The organism is Afipia dichlorophenoxyacetatis, from assembly GCF_055386385.1.
Genome location: NZ_AP029250.1, coordinates 4,315,060 through 4,331,111, shown reverse-complemented (window position 1 = coordinate 4,331,111; position 16,052 = coordinate 4,315,060). Strand labels below are relative to the sequence as shown.

Here is a 16,052-nt window from a genome sequence, read left to right as displayed (position 1 = left end):
AAAATCAGTCGGGAGAGAGAAGCGCTTAAGCGGCCTTCTTCTTGGATGAACCGCCATCGGTGATGACGCCCATAATGTCGCTTTCCTTCATGATCAGGACTTCCTGACCGTCGATCTTGACCTCGGTGCCCGACCACTTGCCGAACAGGACGATGTCGCCGACCTTGAGGTCGATCGGGATGAGCTTGCCGGCCTCATCGCGGCCGCCCGGACCCACCGACAGGATTTCGCCCTGGGAAGGCTTTTCCTTCGCGGAGTCGGGAATGATGATGCCGCCAGCGGTCTTCTCTTCGGCGTCGATACGCTTAACCACGACGCGGTCGTGAAGCGGACGGAATTTCATGCAGTCCTCCTAAGTATATGAAGATGCTTTGGTTTTGTGGGTTGGCAGTCTCGATAAGAGAGTGCTATCGAAACCTGACCCGGACATAGGCTGGACCCGCAGCGCGGGCAAGGGGGTCTAGCAAACTTTTTGGCACTCCAAAATGGCGACTGCCAACATTCGTTAAGCAGCGTTAACTGGCGGGCTCGAATGGGAAAATCCGCTTCCAGTCCCGTTTCATGTCCGCGACCGTCCAATTGTTAATAGCGGCAGCGTCCAGTGCCTTATCCAGCCGGCCGAAGTGGGATTGCCTATCGTAGGCATATTCCCGTTCCGCATCGGTGTGATGAACGATGAGCCCGAAGCGCGCCCGGTTGCCGTCCAGGGTGGTCCATTGCAGCATCTCCAGATCGCCATCCGAGTTGCCGAACGCGGCGATTGGGCGCCGGCCGATATATTCGTAGATGCCGACGGGCTTGCCCGCCTTGTCGTCGATGAAATTGATCTCAGGCAGACGGAACAGCGTCGGCACATCGCCGCGCATCTGAAACCTTGTCTTGATCGATGAGCCGACGACCTGCTGAGGCGGAACGCCATAGATCTTCTCGGTCCATGGACGCATGAACTCGACACCGCCGCCGGACACGATGAAGGTCTTGAAGCCGTTGGCGCGCAGATAGGCGAGCAGCTCCAGCATCGGCTGATAGACAAGCTCGGTGTAAGGGCGCTTGAAACGTGGATGGCGCGCGGTCGCGAGCCAGTCGGTGACGATCGTCGTGAATTCATCCGCGGTCATGTCGGCGTGTGTCACCGCCACAAGCTGCATCAGCCCTTTTTCGCCGGATGCAGCCAGTGCCTTCATGTCGCCGTCCAGCACCGCCTTGAATGGTTGTTTGGTTTTCCAGCTCGGATTTTGCGGTGCCAGCGTTTTGACGCGGCTGAGAACGAACGCGAGCTGGACGTACATCGGCTGTTCGACCCAGAGCGTGCCGTCATTATCGAAAGTTGCGATGCGCTGATTTTCAGGGACGAAGTCTGGCCCCTGAGTGGTCACGCGCGTCACGAATTGTTTGATCGAGTCTTTCACCGCGCCATCGTTCCAGGAGGGCAATGGATCGGTTTGCGCCAGTGCCGATGTGGGGCGTAGCACCCCGAGAGCTGGGAGCGCGGCGAATGCCGAGAGCAGGGCACGGCGGTTGAGGTCATGGGTAGAAAACCGGTTCGGTTTCATTTCACTTCTCCTGACGAACAAACGCGATGACGAGCAGTGTTCAACGAGAAGCAGCGGGAGCGGGGCGGTGTTGACCAACCGCGGCCGGCGCCGAGACGCCCGCCGCATTACAAATGCCTTGTCAGGCAGTTTGGCTCGCGACGACTAGTGGAGTGGATTTGACATTCGCTACTTGCCCGGATGCGAGTACGTCAAGCGAATGTCAAATCCAAAACTCCACTAGAAACTTATATTTGCTAGTGGTCCTTTGATTCTAACATTCGCAGGAGATGCCTGCTGAAACGGGATGCGAATGTTAGAATCGGACCACTAGTCTCCCTTGGTGCGAGTTCTCGCCATTTGTTCTTTTACCTCCGTCAGAACCTGGGCCAGGCTGTAGGACGCAGGGGACTGCAGCGCCGGGTACGGCCCGTAGCTTTCAAGCTCCTGCAACCACAGCGCCTGGCCGATGGGAATGATGTTCCAGTCGTAGATGTAGGCAGTAACGGGTCCGGCAAGTGCGCCGCCCTGGCCCAAGAGAGTTTTCGGCTCGAAGCCGACGGAACCTTCGAATGGATCTCGCTTGATGTTGTTGACCAAGGGCCAATGGAAGGTATGGACCCCCATCAGACCACCGGTCGCGGCCTCGGACGCCATCGCGAAGTAAATCTTCCAGTTCTTGTAACGCACTGCCGATGGGACAGCGCCTCCGTAGTAGAAAAACGTATCGCGTGCCGATGTCTCCGACTTGCCGGTCAGATAGTCGAGTTGGTTGACGCCTTGAAGCTTGGTCTTGACGATGCCTGGATATCTGCCTTCCATGATCTGCTTGTTGAGATCGTTGCCCTTGGGCCCGCCGGCGATTTCAACAAAAGTCGGCATCCAGTCGTACGACGCGAAGATGTCGTTCAGGACTGTCCCCGGCTTGATGACGCCCGGCCAGCGGATCACTGCCGGAGCGCGCATCCCGCCTTCCCAAGTAGTCAGCTTGCCGCCCTTGAAGGGCGTGTTGCCGCCATCGGGGTAGGTAATCACTTCAGCGCCGTTATCAGTGGTAAAGACGATGATGGTGTTGTCGAGCTGGCCCATGTCCTCCAGCTTCTTGATCACAGAGCCGATGTTGTCGTCCATCTGCTTCATGCCGGCTTCATTGACGCCCCAATCCTTGCCGCCGGGTGTACCCACCATCGCCTTGTATTTGTCAGACAGCTGGGTCGTAATGTGCATGCGCGCCGGGTTGTACCAGGCGAAGAAGGGCTTGTTGGTCTTCTTCGGGTCGTTGCGGTCGAGGAAGTCGATGACCTTGGACGAGATTTCCTCATCCACGGTTTCAGAGCGCTTCAGCGTCAGCGGGCCCTCGTCGCTGCAGCGCTGGTTTTTCTCGGTGCCGTCGGAAGACTTACAGGCGATCACCGGCCGCGGCGGCATCATACATAGCGCCGTCTTTGCATCCACCGCCCCCGGCGGGTCGCTGAGGCCGGGCACCGGCGTGTTCTTGCACGGCGGCACGATGGCCTGGTCGGTCGGGGATCTATTGATGTCGGGGAAGCTCACGCCCTGCATCGCGTCGAGGTGGTAGAGGTAACCCCAGAATTCCTGGAAGCCGTGCGCCGTTGGCAGCGCCGCCGAGTGGTCACCCAGATGGTTCTTGCCGAACTCGCCGGTGTTGTAGCCCAGGTCGAGCAGGAACCTGGCTATCGACGGTGTGCCGGGCTGCAGGAAGGACGGGCTGCCGGGCAATTGCGGAGGGATCATGCCGGCGCGCAGCGGCGTCATGCCGGTGAAGAAAGCTGTGCGCCCGGCCGTGCAGCTTTGCTCGGCGTAGTAGGTCATGAACTTCGCGCCCTCTCGCCCTATGCGGTCGATGTTGGGCGTTTCGCCGACCATCAGGCCCTGATGGTAGATGCTCGGCTGCATCCAGCCGATGTCGTCACCCATGATGAAGAGGATGTTGGGTCTTTGTTGTTGCTGCTGTTGTTGTTGTTGCTGTGCCAGCGCTGGTGAAATGGGAGGCGCAGATAATGGCACAGACATCAGTGTCGTTGCGACCAATGCCGCGCAGGAGTGTTTGTACCAACCCTCCTTCGTCTTGCGTAAACCACCCCGGATGGTCGATCGATTGTTCTTCAGTACACAGCCAACCATGACGTCACCCTCCTGTTTGTGCATCAGAGGTTACTCGCCTGATGCTTGTGGGATGTATCGATCGGCTCCGCTACGCGTCGCCGATCGGTTTCAGTCTCATTTCACTTCTCCTGACGACAACGCGGTTGATAGGCAGAAATCGAAACTGTTCGGCGGCCGGTGGAAGATGGAAAGACAACAGTGACGCAGGCGAGCGCCACCCTCTGCCACCGTACCGAATGGAAGGGAGCAGCAGCGCCACGACAGGACGTCGACATTCACGAACGGAGTACGTCGATCTCGAAGCATCGGGATGCACTCCCTATCGAAACGGACGACGTTACGTTCCAGCTTCACTGAGCTGGACTCGGCACTGAAAGGTCAGGGCCTGCACAACTGCTTTGGCTTTTCCGTGTAGTTCTACGGGACATGCCTCAATGAGGAGGCATCTTGTCGCTTGCCGGCGGGATCAGAGGCACGCAATCTTCCGCCAGTCCGTGCACCACAAAAATATATCGTCCGTATGGACCGCGAGTATCGCGTTCGTTTCAAGGACAGCGCGATACCGCGCAGTAAACAAAATATCAGTTCTTGACCAAACAAGATTATCAGAACGGACGCCGGTGACCACGCATAAAAAGGTATTATCAGCACTCGATTGCCTGTGCTGCTAGTGCATTGATTGGTAACAGTTTATTTAATCTTTAGGCTTGTGATGAGGCGATGTACTGCGTCAAATTTCAATCTAAGCGCGTTGTCAAAAGAAACGGCATCGGCCGCTGTTCGACGTGACGCTCGGTGCGGTTTTTGAGCAATGCGCCCCAGAAATGGAGGTTGGCATGGCTTCAAGTCGCCCGGTTTCACGCGGTGAAGTATCTCCGGACTTCGTGAAACAGCTTGCGGGATATGGATTGACGACGGCTGAGATTCTTTATCGCCGTCCGGATCATCGCTGGTTGCTGCAGTCCTATGTTTGGCAGAACTACGATTTATTTCCGAACTTCCCGGCACTGAAAGACTTTCTCGCCTTTTGGCAGGACAAGCTGGAGGGGCCACTGGTATCCGTCACCATCGCACATTCCAAGTTGATCAAGCCTGCGGAGGTGAAGGCCGTGGACGGCGTACTGCGATTGCACTAGCGGCGTTCAAATCGGTCGCTTTGCTTAGCGAGACCTTCGGCGACGGATCTCTGCTGCTATTTTTATACGTCAGGCAACAAGCTGAAAGTGGCTTCGATTGCGTTCGAGTCTGCGGTGACGTTCGCAGAACGTGGTGAATTCGTTCGCTGGAAGGGCCTTGGCGAACAGCCACCCCTGGCCGTATTGCACGCCATGCTCGCGCAGATAATTTTGATGCTCCTTGGTTTCGATGCCCTCGGCAACGATTTTGAGGTTCAGGGCCTTTGCCATATCAATGATGTAAGGCGTCACCGAACTTTTCGCGGAATCTGTGCCGATTGTGTCGACGAATGACTTGTCGATCTTGAGGATATCGACCGGCATGCTCTGCAGATAAGACAGGCTCGAATAGCCGGTGCCGAAGTCGTCGATGGCAATGGTGAATCCAAGATCCCGCGCGCGCGCGAGCGTTATGCGAGAGGATTCCTGGTCGATAAGGCCACGCTCGGTTGCCTCGAGCCAGATCTGGCTTGCATCGATACCGGTGCCTTCAATCGCTTTGTGCACGACAGGTAGAACGCGGCCCGTTTCGATATCGTCGGCGCAGATGTTGATCGCAACATGCAGGGTGTGATCTGCAGCCAACACGCGTTTAAGATCCTTCACCACGCTTTCGACCACCTGATCCGTCACGGCAGCGATCAAGCCGCTGTCTTCCGCAAGCGGAATGAACAGGTCGGGCCGCACCATCGAGCCATCCGGACGCTTCCAGCGCACCAACGCCTCCGCGCCAACGCACGCACCCGTGTCGAGCTCGATGATCGGCTGATAGTGGACGACGAACTCCCGCTTTTGGATCGCGATTTCAAGTTCTCCGAGCGGAGATAGTCGCCGACGCGATAACCAAACAACGATGGCGATCAAGGCTGCTGCGATGACCGCGCCGATCGGAAGCAGCAGCATTTGCTCGCGGCGTAAGCTAGCGTAAATATCCGCACGCGGCATCAGAGCCGCCGCCGTCCATGCGGCGTCACCCGCTTGACCGACGATATATTTGTCGCTGACGGATATTTCCGATTTCGCCAGAAACCAGGCTAATTCAGTTGCGTTTGTCCCGTTCGATGCCGCGATCAATTCTCCATTGCCGGTGCCTACCCCGAGTTGAACGTTTTCATCTGTAATGACATCAACAAGGCGGGCAGGGTCCATCAGGACATTGTACTTGTTGTACTGAAGCGCCATCATCGGATTGCCGCCGGTGACCTGTGGCGACATCCGCAGCTTCACATGGATGCCGTCCTTCGTTACGAAGTCTCCGGGGAGTTGCTTGATTGTTTGCTCCGTCGGTCCCCACGACGTGCATTTCAGGAAACCGTCTTCGAAGTAGCCGACTTCATCCACCGCTCTGGTGTTGATCGTCAGCGTTCGCATTTGCGCGATATGGACAGGTGAACACGGTTGGATGTTCAATTGATCCAAAGTTTTCAACACGTCGCTCGCTTGCTTAAACGACGTTCTCGCACGGACAAGCACGCGCTCGGCGACGATCCTCAGTTGCTTTTGTTCTTTATGAACCGCACGTGTCCAGGACACGTAGTACATCGCTGCCATCGGTAGCGCACCGCCGAGAATTGCAAACAGGATCGCGGTCACGATCACACGTTTTCGATGCACCAGTCGCTCCCGCGGTTTCGCATGCAAGCCGATTCAGCCCCAACATCCGACAGGATGAGGCTGGCGAGACGGTTGCTTACGAAAGGGTAGGCGGGGAACTCCCTACAGAGTGCTACCAATCGCGGTTAAGCGATGGCTCTCAAATAAGGTGGCATTTTAGCGATTGGTGATCGGTCATAAATTTTCGGCGACGCCCGTTGAGGCGTCGCCGAAATTTTTTGAAGATCGGCCAGGCAGGCGTGACGGGGATCGCTTTACCCGCGTCCGACGAACGGCATCTGGGTCGCCATGATGTTCAGGAACAGCGCGTTGGCGTCGAGCGGACGTGTCGCCATGAATACCAGTGCGTCGGCGACGTTCTGCACGTCCATGCGCGGCTCGACCATGGTGTCGCCCCGCGGCTGCTTGACGCCGGCGGTCATGCGTTCGGTCATCTCGGTTGCGGCGTTGCCGACGTCGATCTGGCCGCAAGCGATGTTATAGGCACGGCCATCGAGCGATGTTGCGCGCGTCAGGCCCGAGATGCCGTGCTTGGTCGCGGTGTAGGGCGACGACAGCGGGCGCGGCGCATAGGCCGAGATCGAGCCGTTGTTGATGATGCGACCGCCCTGTGGCTTCTGATCCTTCATGATGCGGAAGGCGTGCTGGGTGCACAGGAAGGGCGCGGTGAGGTTGGTATCCACCACAGCCTGCCACTGCGCGAGGGTCAGGTCTTCCAGAGGAATCGCCGGCGCGCCGATGCCGGCGTTGTTGAACAGCACGTCGAGACGGCCGAAGGCCTCCACCGTCTTGGCAAACAGCGCCGCGATCGAGGCCGGATCGGTCATGTCGGACGGGACCACGAGGCTCTGGCCGAACTCCTTGCCGGCCTTGGCGGTTTCTTCAAGGTTTTCCTTGCGGCGGCCCGTCAGCACGACGGTGAAGCCGGCCTTCATCAGTCCCAGCGAGCAGGCGCGCCCAATTCCCGAGCCTGCACCTGTGACGATTGCGATCTTTTGGCCGGACATTCGTATCTCCCTTTCAAGTCTTGGTTATTTGGATTTGAGGCTGCGGGTTTGATCTAGCACGGTACGCCAACCGCGCTTGCCATCGCAATCACGTGTTTCTCGCCAGAAAATCAAGCGCGGTGTGAGTTTTTTCCCATCAAGCCGCCAGCGTCCTTCGCGGCGGCAGATGCGCGTTTCCGGATCGACGAAGACCGACGTCAGCTCGCGTTTCTCGGGAAACCACGTCACATTAGCGATTTCGGAGGCCGGTTTGACCTTGCTCGGCTGTCCGGGCATCGGAAATTGCAACAATCGTGCATCGGTGCCGCTGACATTCGTTGCGTAGATGAGGGCTTCGATCTGGTTGGCGTGATTGCTGGCGCAGGGCCAACGGAAAATAAAACCATCCGCAAATGGCTTGCGCACAATGGATTCCGGCGTGGTCCCGCAGCCGACTTTCGCTGCAACGGTTTTGGGAATGTCACTCTTGTTGATCGTGACGTCGTCGAACTGAACGGGCTGCGCCATCGCCATTGTTGAGCCGAGCGCAATCGTTATCGCCGCAACTGCCAGTGTGCGCATCAGGTTTTATTGCCGTACGGGGGACGCGGGATGTTCTGATGCGCGGCGCGAAGGGCTGCCGACCAGCGCGACCGCAGATCGTGGAAATACGGCTCGCCCGCCTCGATGCGGTAGTTCAAATCCGCATCGCAGACGTCGGGGCGCACCAGCAGAATATCGATCGGCATTCCGACTCCGAGGTTGGATCGCATCGTCGAGTCCATGGAGACGAGGCCAACCTTGAGCGCGTCGTAAAGATCGACGTCGTAGGAGATCGCCCGGTCGAGCACCGGCTTGCCGTATTTGTGCTCGCCGATTTGCAGGTAGGGTGTGTCGGTGGTGCATTCGATAAAGTTGCCTGCCGGGTAGACCATGAACATGCGCATGCGCTCGCCCTTGATCTGGCCGCCAAACAGAAAGGAGACGTCGAAATTGATGTCTTCGGCGCGCAGCGCGCTGCCCTCGAGCTGATGGACGCTTCGAATGGCGTTGCCGATACGCTGCGCGGCCTTGAACATGGTGGGCGCATTCATCAGCGTTTCGATTTCGCCGGTGTCCACGTTTTCGACCCCCTCGGTCAACGTGGAAATGACCGACTGGCTGATCGCGAGATTGCCCGCGCTGGCGATCGCCAGGATGCGTTCGCCGGGCTTGCTGAAGACATGGAGCTTGCGGAAGGTCGAAATGTTGTCGAGACCGGCATTGGTGCGGGTATCGGCCATCATGACGAGGCCGTCGCGCACCAGGATTCCGCAGCAATAGGTCATTCCAGACTCTCCAGACGGCCATTTCTACGCGGCGGAGATTGTCGGGGCAACAGGGGAGGGCAACAGGGCGGCTCTGTTCAGGATTGGCTTTGGCGCCCGGCCTGATCCACGGTGACGGCCACCGACAGGGTTTCGTATCCGCCACCGTAACGGGTGCCGCGGACCGGGGCGGCACCGAGATAGTCGAGGCCTATGGCGACCCGGACGTGGGCGTCCGTGGTACTGATGGCGTTGGCCGCGTCGAAGCCTACCCAACCAAGATTTTGAATATAGGCTTCCGCCCAGGCATGGCCCGCGTCCTGGACCACCATGCCATCGGCCCGCAGCAGATGTCCGGAGACATAACGGGCTGGAATTCCTGTACTGCGCGCGCAGCCTATAAAGATATGGGCGTAGTCCTGACAGACCCCGCGCCTCAGTTCGAATGCTTGCCGGGCCGTTGTCGCGGAATCGGTCGGTTGGACGTCGAATGTCATATGGTCATGAATTTGCCCGAGCAATGTGTGCAGAAATCCGAGCTGGTCGCCGTCGGATTCCATGTAGAGATTTCGGGCGAACGACGTCATGTCCGTACTGACTTCAGTCAGGGGCGTGGTGCGCAGGAACAGGCTGGGTGGAAACCGCTCGTCTGTGCCTTTGAGAACGCCGCCGGTATCGTGGGTTTCAACAGTTCCTTCGACATGAACGGTCAAGTCCGTCAACGTCCCGTGCGTCAGCACGTGGGTGATATTGCCAAAGGCGTCCTGGCGAGCGTCAAGGCGGGAGTCCGTCGACACGTCAATCTGCCAGTTGGCGATGTATTGTCCGTCATGGCTACGAGGCGTGACGCGCAGGATCTGGATCACCCCACTGGCGGGCGGCTCGTAGCGGTAAGTGGTTGAGTGGGAAATTCGCAAGCGCATGGCGCGAGATGTCCGAATCCTTGAGCGCGCTGGAAGCTAGCTCAGATGAGGTATTGTTTGGAAATGATATCGCCGAGGCGGCTATTATCTGCAAGGAACTCCTGGATGAATTCGTGCAACCCGCGCTGGAACAGATCATCCATGTTGCTGTGTTCGAGCCGGTTGCGCATGCCTCGGGCGTGACGTTGCGAGGGGCCTTGGCGTCCGTAGGCAACGCCGATCTGATCGAGATTGCGGACCAGATTGCTGTAGCAACTCGCCAGCGAGCGGGGCAGCGACTCGTTTAGGATAAGCAGGTCGGCGATCAGCCATGGTTTCAGCGTTTCACGATAGACCCAGTGATAGGCCGTTAGCGCCGAGACCGAGCGCAGGATTGATGTCCATTGATAGTAGTCGAGCGGTCCGCCAACGTGTTCCTTTTCAGGCAGCAGTACGTGATATTTGACGTCGAGGATGCGCGCGGTGTTATCTGCGCGTTCCAGATGCAAGCCCAGCCGTGAGAACCAGTAGGCGTCGTTGCGCAGCATGGTGCGGTAAGCCGAGCCGTCGAAGCGTAGGGATGTTTCCTGAACGAAGCGCAGGAATTTCGCGAGATCGTCCCGGGTCTTGGTGCCGGACTGCCAGACTTGCTGCAGTTCGATCCACGCTCCGTTGATGGTGTCCCACATCTCGCCGGTCAAGGCGGTGCGGACGGAGCGCGCGTTCAGCCGTGCATTCTCAATGCAGTTGCGGATGGAGGAGGGATTGTCACGCGAGAATGACAGAAAATGGACAACTGTCTTCTCGTTCGCTTCGTCATGGAGCTGATAGAATTCGTTGCGGATGCCTGCTGTCAGCAGCGCGGACTCCCATTCATTGGTTTTTCCGACATAGGCATCGGGCAAGGCGGTGGCACGCAACGTCGCCTCGATGGCGCGCGCGAGATATTCCGCGCGCTCTATGGAGCGGGCCAGCCAGTATAGATTTTCTGCGGTGCGCGACAGCATGTTCTATTCGTCCAGAATCCAAGTGTCCTTGGTGCCGCCGCCCTGGCTCGAATTGACCACAAGCGACCCTTCCTTCAGTGCAACGCGTGTGAGTCCGCCGGGTACCACGGTGACATGGTCACGCCCCGTCAGCACGAACGGCCGCAGATCGACATGGCGCGGCGCCAGGCCGGACGCTGTGCAGGTCGGGCACGTCGAAAGGGCAAGCGTGGGCTGCGCGATAAAGCCTTCGGGCTCGTGTTTGAGTTTGGCGCGGAACGACTCGATCATATCCTTGGTTGAAGCCGGGCCAATCAGCATGCCGTAGCCACCGGAGCCATGGACCTCCTTCACGACAAGTTCGTGAAGGTTGTCGAGCACGTAAGCCAGATCTTTCGGCTCGCGACAGCGCCAGGTCGGCACGTTTTTCAGGATCGGTTCTTCGCCGAGGTAGAATTTCACGATGTCCGGCATGTAGCTGTAGACAGCTTTGTCGTCGGCGATGCCGGTGCCGACCGCATTGGCGAGGGTGACATTGCCGGCCATGTAAGCGGACATTAGTCCCGGCACGCCGAGCGCGGAATCGGGGCGGAAGGTCAGAGGGTCGAGGAAGTCGTCATCGACGCGCCGGTAAATGACATCGACGCGCTTCAGCCCTTCGGTGGTGCGCATGAACACTTCGTCGTTCTTGACGACGAGGTCGCGTCCTTCGACGAGTTCGGCACCGAGCTTGTCGGCCAGAAACGAATGTTCGTAATAGGCTGAATTGTAGACGCCTGGCGTCAGCAGCGCGACGGTGGGCTCGCCCTTCGCAGTCAGCGGCGCCACAGAGCGCAGCGCGGCGAGCAATTCATCAGGATAATTCTCAACTGGCGCGACGCGATGCCGTGCAAACAGATCCGGAAATAGCCGCATCATGATCTCGCGGTTTTCCAGCATGTAAGAGACGCCGGACGGCGTGCGGGCATTGTCTTCCAGCACGTAGAAATTCTGCGAATCGACCCGGACGATGTCAATGCCGGCAATGTGCACATAGATATCGTGCGGAACGTCCTGGCCATTCATTTCGGGCCGAAAGACGGGATTTTGAAAGATCAGGTCATCCGGAATGATCTTGGCGCGGAGAATGTCGCGGCCGTGATAAATGTCCTTCAAGAACAGGTTGAGCGCTTTGACACGCTGCTTCAGCCCCTGTTCGAGGGCTGTCCACTCCGGACCTGACAAAATCCGTGGGATGACATCGAACGGGATCAGGCGCTCTGTGGATGCCGCCTCGCCATAGACGGCGAAAGTGATGCCAATCCGCCGGAAAAGCAGTTCGGCTTCCTGTCGCCGATACTCCAGTGCGTCCGGCGGCGTTTCCTTCAACCACCGGAAGAGTTCTTGGTACGCGGGGCGAGGGTCGCCACCGGACCCATTCATTTCGTCGAACGCGAGTGTCATAAACCCCAGACTGTTTTCAAGACCGCGCGAGCATGATGCCGTGCTCAAAGTGATGGTAGCAAGGCTCGGGCCAACGGGATATGCATTGTCGAAAGGCAATTGGTGAGGATATCCGTTGCTTCTGCCCGGAAAACAGGCGGAGAACTGCTTATTGGTGCGGCATTGGCCGTAGACACAGGTGCCTTGGCTGAGCAAAGGTTCCGAGAGAGGTCAGGGAGACTTGAGATGACTGAGATCGTGACAGCCGGCATTCTGGTGATCGGCGACGAAATTCTGTCTGGACGCACCAAGGACAAGAACATCGGGTTCATAGCCGAGTACCTGACCAATATCGGCATCGATCTGAAAGAAGTCCGTGTCGTTGCGGACGACGAGACGGCCATCATTGAGGCTCTGGACGCTTTGCGCGAGCGTTACACTTACGTGTTCACAACAGGGGGCATCGGCCCAACTCACGACGACATCACCGCCGACAGTGTAGCGAAGGCTTTCGGGGTCAAGATCGACCATCACCCAGATGTCGTGGCGCGGTTCAAGGAACGTTTCGGAGCCGACCTTAACGAGGCGCGGCTGAGGATGGCGCGTATTCCCGATGGTGCGGAATTGATCTCGAGCGCGACCATCCTTGCGCCGGGCTTCAAGCTCGGGAATGTCATCGTGATGGCTGGGGTACCGTCAATCATGCAGGCGATGATGGACATCATTTCACCGAAACTGAAGTCGGGTGTGCGGATGCTTTCGGAGTCGGTGCGTGCCAATGCGCGTGAAGGAGATATTGGCAGTCCGTTGCGCGATATTGCCGCCGCGCATCCCGACACCAACATCGGCAGCTATCCGTTTCTTGACGAAAACAGCAAACCCAACACCAATATCGTGGTGCGATCACGCGACGCCGAGAAACTTCGCGCGGCAATGGCAGAGGTTGAGGCGATGCTCGCGGGGCTTAAAGTTACAAGGTAAGTATGGTTGCTTCGGCTCTCGACAAACTACAGATCATCGCGGGAAGCATTTTTGAGCCGCTTGGCGGAGTTTTATGGTTGTCGAGCTTCTATGTTGGGTGGCAGAGCCGTCAGATATACAAAAGCATCGGCAATTATTCGATCGGACTGAGCGCGTTTCACTGGCAATTGGCGTATCCGGGCATATCGTTTCCCGGCCCCAATGTACTTGAAGCTGAACTGGCTAAGCAGCCCGCCGACTTCAAGGCCCATGTCCAAATTGTGCGGCGGCGCATACGTTATCTGAACAGGGCCGTTCTCATCTACTTGGTTTTTTTTCTTTTAATGGGCCCTGTCTTTGCTGCGCTCAGGAAGCTGTTGTCGTAATTAGGATCGAAGAATGAACGACGAAGGTGCACGCAAACCCTTTCCCGTCTCATGGGACCAGTTTCATCGCGATGCGCGCGCATTGGCGTGGCGGCTCAATGGTGTGGGGCCGTTCCACGCGCTGGTGGCAGTGACCCGTGGAGGGCTGGTGCCGGCCGCGATCATTGCGCGGGAAATCGGCATGCGCATGATCGATACCCTATGTGTGGCGAGCTACAATCACACGGCGCAAGGCGAGATGCAGGTCCTCAAGAACGTGTCCGATACGGTCAGTCGGCTTGGCGGTGGCACGGGAAAAGGTCTGCTCATCGTCGATGATCTTGTCGATACCGGAAAGACCGCGCGCGTCGTGCGCGATCTATTGCCGGAGGCACACATCGCTGCGATCTACGCCAAGCCGATGGGCAAGCCGCTGGTCGATACGTTCATCACGGAAGTGTCGCAGGATACCTGGATCTTCTTTCCGTGGGACACGGGATTGTCGTTCCAGCCGCCGATCCGCGACGGCGCGGCTTGAGCCTTACGGCTCGCCCCGCGCAACGGGGCTAGCGCTGTATCTCACCGGAATACGTTCGACATCTGGACCATCATGTTATAGCTGGTGATAACGCCGCGATGGTCCATTTGGAAGGTCATGCCGTCGGCGCGTCCTTTGGCGATGTTGTCGCGCATCTCACGCAATTTTCCGAGAATATCGCGCGGATAGGAATCGACGGATGTCGATTTTCCGGATTCGCGGACCGCGTTGTCGAAGTCCCGTACGGCTTCGCCGTAGCTCGCAAGTGCTGCATCGAACTGTGTGAGGTCGGTCCCACGCTTCGGGCTGTCCGGCATTAGATCGACGGTTTTCTTTGCCAGCATCATTGTGTTCCGGACATGCCACCGCACGCTCTTTCCTTCGGCCTTTTCGATCTTGGCGAGTTGCTGACGATCGATCAGTTCCTTGAACTGGTCCTGCAACGCGTTCGTGCGTTCGCGCGCGGCGAGAAATTCCAGGGCAGCTGGAACGAGCTTCGCATGCAGCGCCTGACCACCTGTCATGTTGTCGGACATGTAGTCCTTGCGGTCGTAATAGGCTTCGGCCTCAGTCAGGATAGGCGCCAGTTTTTCGAATGCGGAAGCCAGATCTTTAGTGGCGCCATCGAGCGCGGGAATAGCCGGGTCAGCAGAGGCTGATTGCCGCGCCTTCTCGATCACATCCTTGATGGAGCCGACTGAGTAGAGACCATAAATGATGCGTTCCTTGCCGGTGGGGCCTCGCTTGACGTCGACCCAGCTCAGATACCGATTCCATGATTCCGAGCCGCGCAGGGAGGAGTTGAGCAGACCCACCACGGCGTTGGATTTTGCAACGTAGCGGTCCAACTCCGAATCCGAGATGCTGGTTAGCCCTAGACTTGGAGCTGCTGCTGGCTCTTGAGCGAATGCGACTGCGCTCTGGAGGCCGAGCGCGATCGCTGCGGCGAAAATCTGAATCTTGATAGTCCGAGCCCTGATCATGACGAATCCCCATCCAAATGCTTTGGGGCCGCGACGCGGCCGCATAGGCCTTTCGTCGCAGCCCCGTGCAACAGGGTTCAATCTGACCGGAGAATATTACGCCAGTTTTTCACGGGCCAGCTTTGCACCTGCGCCGAGCGCCCGAAGCTTGGCCTCTGCGATATCGCGGCGCATCGGGGCCATGCCACAGTTTGTGGTGGCGGTGATCCGTTCCTTTGGCACGAATTTCATCACGGCCTCGATCACCTTCACCACATCTTCCGGCGTCTCGACAGTGTCGCTGGCGACATCGATCACACCGGCCTGCACGACCTTGTTCTTGAGCAAACCAAGAAGCTCCAGCGGAACGTGTGAATTGCGGCACTCGATGGCGACCTGCTGGATGGGGCTCGCATCGATGGCAGGGAAAATCTGCTCATACTGCCGCCATTCGGCGCCGAGGCTTTCCTTCCAGTCTGTGTTGGCCTTGATGCCGTAACCATAACAGATGTGAACTGCGGTCTGGCAGGTGAGGCCCTTTGCGGCACGGGTCAGCGCCTCGATGCCCCATTCGCTCACTTCGCTCATGTAGACGTTGAAAGCAGGTTCGTCGAACTGGATCATATCGACGCCGTCGGCCTGAAGCGCCTTGGCCTCCTCGTTGAGGAGATCGGCGAACGCGAATGCCATCTTGATCCGATCGCCATAGAAATTGTCGGCGATAGTGTCGATGATGGTCATCGGACCGGGCATCGTAAACTTCAGTTTGCGCGTCGTGTGACCGCGAGCGGCGCGCGCTTCGTCGGCGTGGACGCGGCCTTTCAGTTTGAGCGGCGCGACCACCTGCGGCACCATCGCCTTATAGCGGTCCTTGCGGATTCCCATCTCGACCTTGTGAGCGAAGTCGATGCCTTCGACGCGTTCGAGGAAGCCGTGGACGAAGTGCTGCCGCGCCTGTTCACCTTCGGTCAGGAGATCAATGCCGGCATCTTCCTGGATCTTGACTGCCAGCAGCGTTGCGTCGCGCTTGGCATTGGCAAGTTCAGCGCCCTGAAGTTTCCATGGCGCCCAGAGCGTATTTGGTTCGGCCAGCCACTCGGGCTTTGGCAGGGAGCCGGCGATCGTCGTTGGAAACAGCATGGCGTATCCTCTCATTGATTTGCGCGACTATCTGCC

General features: G+C 58.1%; 16 protein-coding genes. 4 read left to right on the top strand and 12 right to left on the bottom strand.

All coding sequences use genetic code 11. The annotated features are described in order from the left end of the window. Nucleotides 1-25: 25 nt before the first annotated feature. The 3 genes from ACZ5C3_RS20255 to ACZ5C3_RS20245 all read right to left on the bottom strand — a co-directional run bounded on the left by ACZ5C3_RS20255 (nucleotide 26) and on the right by ACZ5C3_RS20245 (nucleotide 3,701). A complete protein-coding gene (locus ACZ5C3_RS20255) occupies nucleotides 26-343 on the bottom strand; it encodes a co-chaperone GroES (RefSeq protein WP_464032474.1) in 318 nt (105 codons plus the stop codon). A gap of 172 nt (nucleotides 344-515) precedes the next feature. After that, entirely contained in the window at nucleotides 516-1,553 is a 1,038-nt protein-coding gene (locus ACZ5C3_RS20250; RefSeq protein WP_464032472.1) for an HAD family hydrolase, read from the bottom strand. A gap of 309 nt (nucleotides 1,554-1,862) precedes the next feature. Then, complete coding sequence (locus ACZ5C3_RS20245; RefSeq protein ID WP_464044240.1) at nucleotides 1,863-3,701, bottom strand: arylsulfatase; 1,839 nt, start codon at nucleotides 3,699-3,701, stop codon at nucleotides 1,863-1,865. Between the two features lie 794 nt (nucleotides 3,702-4,495). On the opposite strand from ACZ5C3_RS20245, the gene ACZ5C3_RS20240 reads away from it, so the two are divergent. After that, nucleotides 4,496-4,795, top strand: a complete 300-nt coding sequence (locus ACZ5C3_RS20240; protein ID WP_464032470.1) for an usg protein — start codon at nucleotides 4,496-4,498, stop codon at nucleotides 4,793-4,795. A 69-nt stretch (nucleotides 4,796-4,864) separates the two neighbouring features. Here ACZ5C3_RS20240 and ACZ5C3_RS20235 read toward each other — a convergent pair whose 3' ends face one another. The 7 genes from ACZ5C3_RS20235 to ACZ5C3_RS20205 form a co-directional block, all read right to left on the bottom strand. Continuing rightward, nucleotides 4,865-6,448, bottom strand: a complete 1,584-nt coding sequence (locus ACZ5C3_RS20235; RefSeq protein WP_464032468.1) for an EAL domain-containing protein — start codon at nucleotides 6,446-6,448, stop codon at nucleotides 4,865-4,867. A gap of 254 nt (nucleotides 6,449-6,702) precedes the next feature. Further along, the gene (locus ACZ5C3_RS20230; RefSeq protein WP_464032466.1) at nucleotides 6,703-7,455 is read right to left on the bottom strand and encodes an SDR family oxidoreductase; all 753 of its coding nucleotides are present in this window, start codon (nucleotides 7,453-7,455) and stop codon (nucleotides 6,703-6,705) included. A gap of 24 nt (nucleotides 7,456-7,479) precedes the next feature. Further along, on the bottom strand, nucleotides 7,480-8,016 hold the full coding sequence (locus tag ACZ5C3_RS20225) for a hypothetical protein (RefSeq protein ID WP_464032464.1): 537 nt from the start codon (nucleotides 8,014-8,016) through the stop codon (nucleotides 7,480-7,482). Further along, nucleotides 8,016-8,762, bottom strand: a complete 747-nt coding sequence (locus ACZ5C3_RS20220) for a proteasome-type protease (protein WP_464032462.1) — start codon at nucleotides 8,760-8,762, stop codon at nucleotides 8,016-8,018. Before ACZ5C3_RS20220 ends, ACZ5C3_RS20225 begins: the two co-directional genes overlap by 1 nt. A gap of 77 nt (nucleotides 8,763-8,839) precedes the next feature. Beyond that, on the bottom strand, nucleotides 8,840-9,664 hold the full coding sequence (locus ACZ5C3_RS20215) for a transglutaminase family protein (RefSeq protein WP_464032460.1): 825 nt from the start codon (nucleotides 9,662-9,664) through the stop codon (nucleotides 8,840-8,842). Nucleotides 9,665-9,705: 41 nt separating this feature from the next. Continuing rightward, complete coding sequence (locus ACZ5C3_RS20210) at nucleotides 9,706-10,650, bottom strand: alpha-E domain-containing protein (RefSeq protein WP_464032458.1); 945 nt, start codon at nucleotides 10,648-10,650, stop codon at nucleotides 9,706-9,708. Nucleotides 10,651-10,653: 3 nt separating this feature from the next. Next, nucleotides 10,654-12,072 (bottom strand): circularly permuted type 2 ATP-grasp protein, encoded by a 1,419-nt coding sequence (locus tag ACZ5C3_RS20205; protein WP_464032456.1) that lies wholly within the window; start codon nucleotides 12,070-12,072, stop codon nucleotides 10,654-10,656. Nucleotides 12,073-12,297: 225 nt separating this feature from the next. Between ACZ5C3_RS20205 and ACZ5C3_RS20200 the strand changes: the two genes are divergently transcribed. The 3 genes from ACZ5C3_RS20200 to gpt are packed head-to-tail and all read left to right on the top strand — an operon-like array spanning nucleotide 12,298 to nucleotide 13,914. Beyond that, nucleotides 12,298-13,032 (top strand): competence/damage-inducible protein A, encoded by a 735-nt coding sequence (locus ACZ5C3_RS20200; RefSeq protein WP_464032454.1) that lies wholly within the window; start codon nucleotides 12,298-12,300, stop codon nucleotides 13,030-13,032. A gap of 2 nt (nucleotides 13,033-13,034) precedes the next feature. Then, nucleotides 13,035-13,397 carry a hypothetical protein gene (locus tag ACZ5C3_RS20195; protein WP_464032452.1) on the top strand — a complete coding sequence of 121 codons (363 nt, stop codon included), beginning with the start codon at nucleotides 13,035-13,037 and terminating at the stop codon, nucleotides 13,395-13,397. Between the two features lie 13 nt (nucleotides 13,398-13,410). Beyond that, complete coding sequence (gpt, locus tag ACZ5C3_RS20190) at nucleotides 13,411-13,914, top strand: xanthine phosphoribosyltransferase (RefSeq protein WP_464032451.1); 504 nt, start codon at nucleotides 13,411-13,413, stop codon at nucleotides 13,912-13,914. A gap of 41 nt (nucleotides 13,915-13,955) precedes the next feature. Here gpt and ACZ5C3_RS20185 read toward each other — a convergent pair whose 3' ends face one another. Together ACZ5C3_RS20185 and ACZ5C3_RS20180 are read right to left on the bottom strand one after the other, a co-directional pair. Beyond that, nucleotides 13,956-14,897, bottom strand: a complete 942-nt coding sequence (locus ACZ5C3_RS20185) for a YiiG family protein (protein ID WP_464032449.1) — start codon at nucleotides 14,895-14,897, stop codon at nucleotides 13,956-13,958. 96 nt (nucleotides 14,898-14,993) lie between these two features. Then, complete coding sequence (locus ACZ5C3_RS20180) at nucleotides 14,994-16,016, bottom strand: methionine synthase (RefSeq protein WP_464032447.1); 1,023 nt, start codon at nucleotides 16,014-16,016, stop codon at nucleotides 14,994-14,996. Nucleotides 16,017-16,052 lie beyond the last annotated feature (36 nt).

Bases quoted from the DNA above. Each gene is read 5' to 3' on its own strand.
- ACZ5C3_RS20200 (WP_464032454.1), top strand. From the start codon at position 12,298: ATGACTGAGATCGTGACAGCCGGCATTCTGGTGATCGGCGACGAAATT.
- ACZ5C3_RS20205 (WP_464032456.1), bottom strand. From the start codon at position 12,072: ATGACACTCGCGTTCGACGAAATGAATGGGTCCGGTGGCGACCCTCGC.
- ACZ5C3_RS20220 (WP_464032462.1), bottom strand. From the start codon at position 8,762: ATGACCTATTGCTGCGGAATCCTGGTGCGCGACGGCCTCGTCATGATG.
- ACZ5C3_RS20250 (WP_464032472.1), bottom strand. From the start codon at position 1,553: ATGAAACCGAACCGGTTTTCTACCCATGACCTCAACCGCCGTGCCCTG.
- ACZ5C3_RS20195 (WP_464032452.1), top strand. From the start codon at position 13,035: ATGGTTGCTTCGGCTCTCGACAAACTACAGATCATCGCGGGAAGCATT.
- ACZ5C3_RS20185 (WP_464032449.1), bottom strand. From the start codon at position 14,897: ATGATCAGGGCTCGGACTATCAAGATTCAGATTTTCGCCGCAGCGATC.
- ACZ5C3_RS20210 (WP_464032458.1), bottom strand. From the start codon at position 10,650: ATGCTGTCGCGCACCGCAGAAAATCTATACTGGCTGGCCCGCTCCATA.
- ACZ5C3_RS20225 (WP_464032464.1), bottom strand. From the start codon at position 8,016: ATGCGCACACTGGCAGTTGCGGCGATAACGATTGCGCTCGGCTCAACA.
- ACZ5C3_RS20230 (WP_464032466.1), bottom strand. From the start codon at position 7,455: ATGTCCGGCCAAAAGATCGCAATCGTCACAGGTGCAGGCTCGGGAATT.
- ACZ5C3_RS20240 (WP_464032470.1), top strand. From the start codon at position 4,496: ATGGCTTCAAGTCGCCCGGTTTCACGCGGTGAAGTATCTCCGGACTTC.
- ACZ5C3_RS20255 (WP_464032474.1), bottom strand. From the start codon at position 343: ATGAAATTCCGTCCGCTTCACGACCGCGTCGTGGTTAAGCGTATCGAC.
- ACZ5C3_RS20180 (WP_464032447.1), bottom strand. From the start codon at position 16,016: ATGCTGTTTCCAACGACGATCGCCGGCTCCCTGCCAAAGCCCGAGTGG.
- ACZ5C3_RS20215 (WP_464032460.1), bottom strand. From the start codon at position 9,664: ATGCGCTTGCGAATTTCCCACTCAACCACTTACCGCTACGAGCCGCCC.
- gpt (WP_464032451.1), top strand. From the start codon at position 13,411: ATGAACGACGAAGGTGCACGCAAACCCTTTCCCGTCTCATGGGACCAG.
- ACZ5C3_RS20245 (WP_464044240.1), bottom strand. From the start codon at position 3,701: ATGCACAAACAGGAGGGTGACGTCATGGTTGGCTGTGTACTGAAGAAC.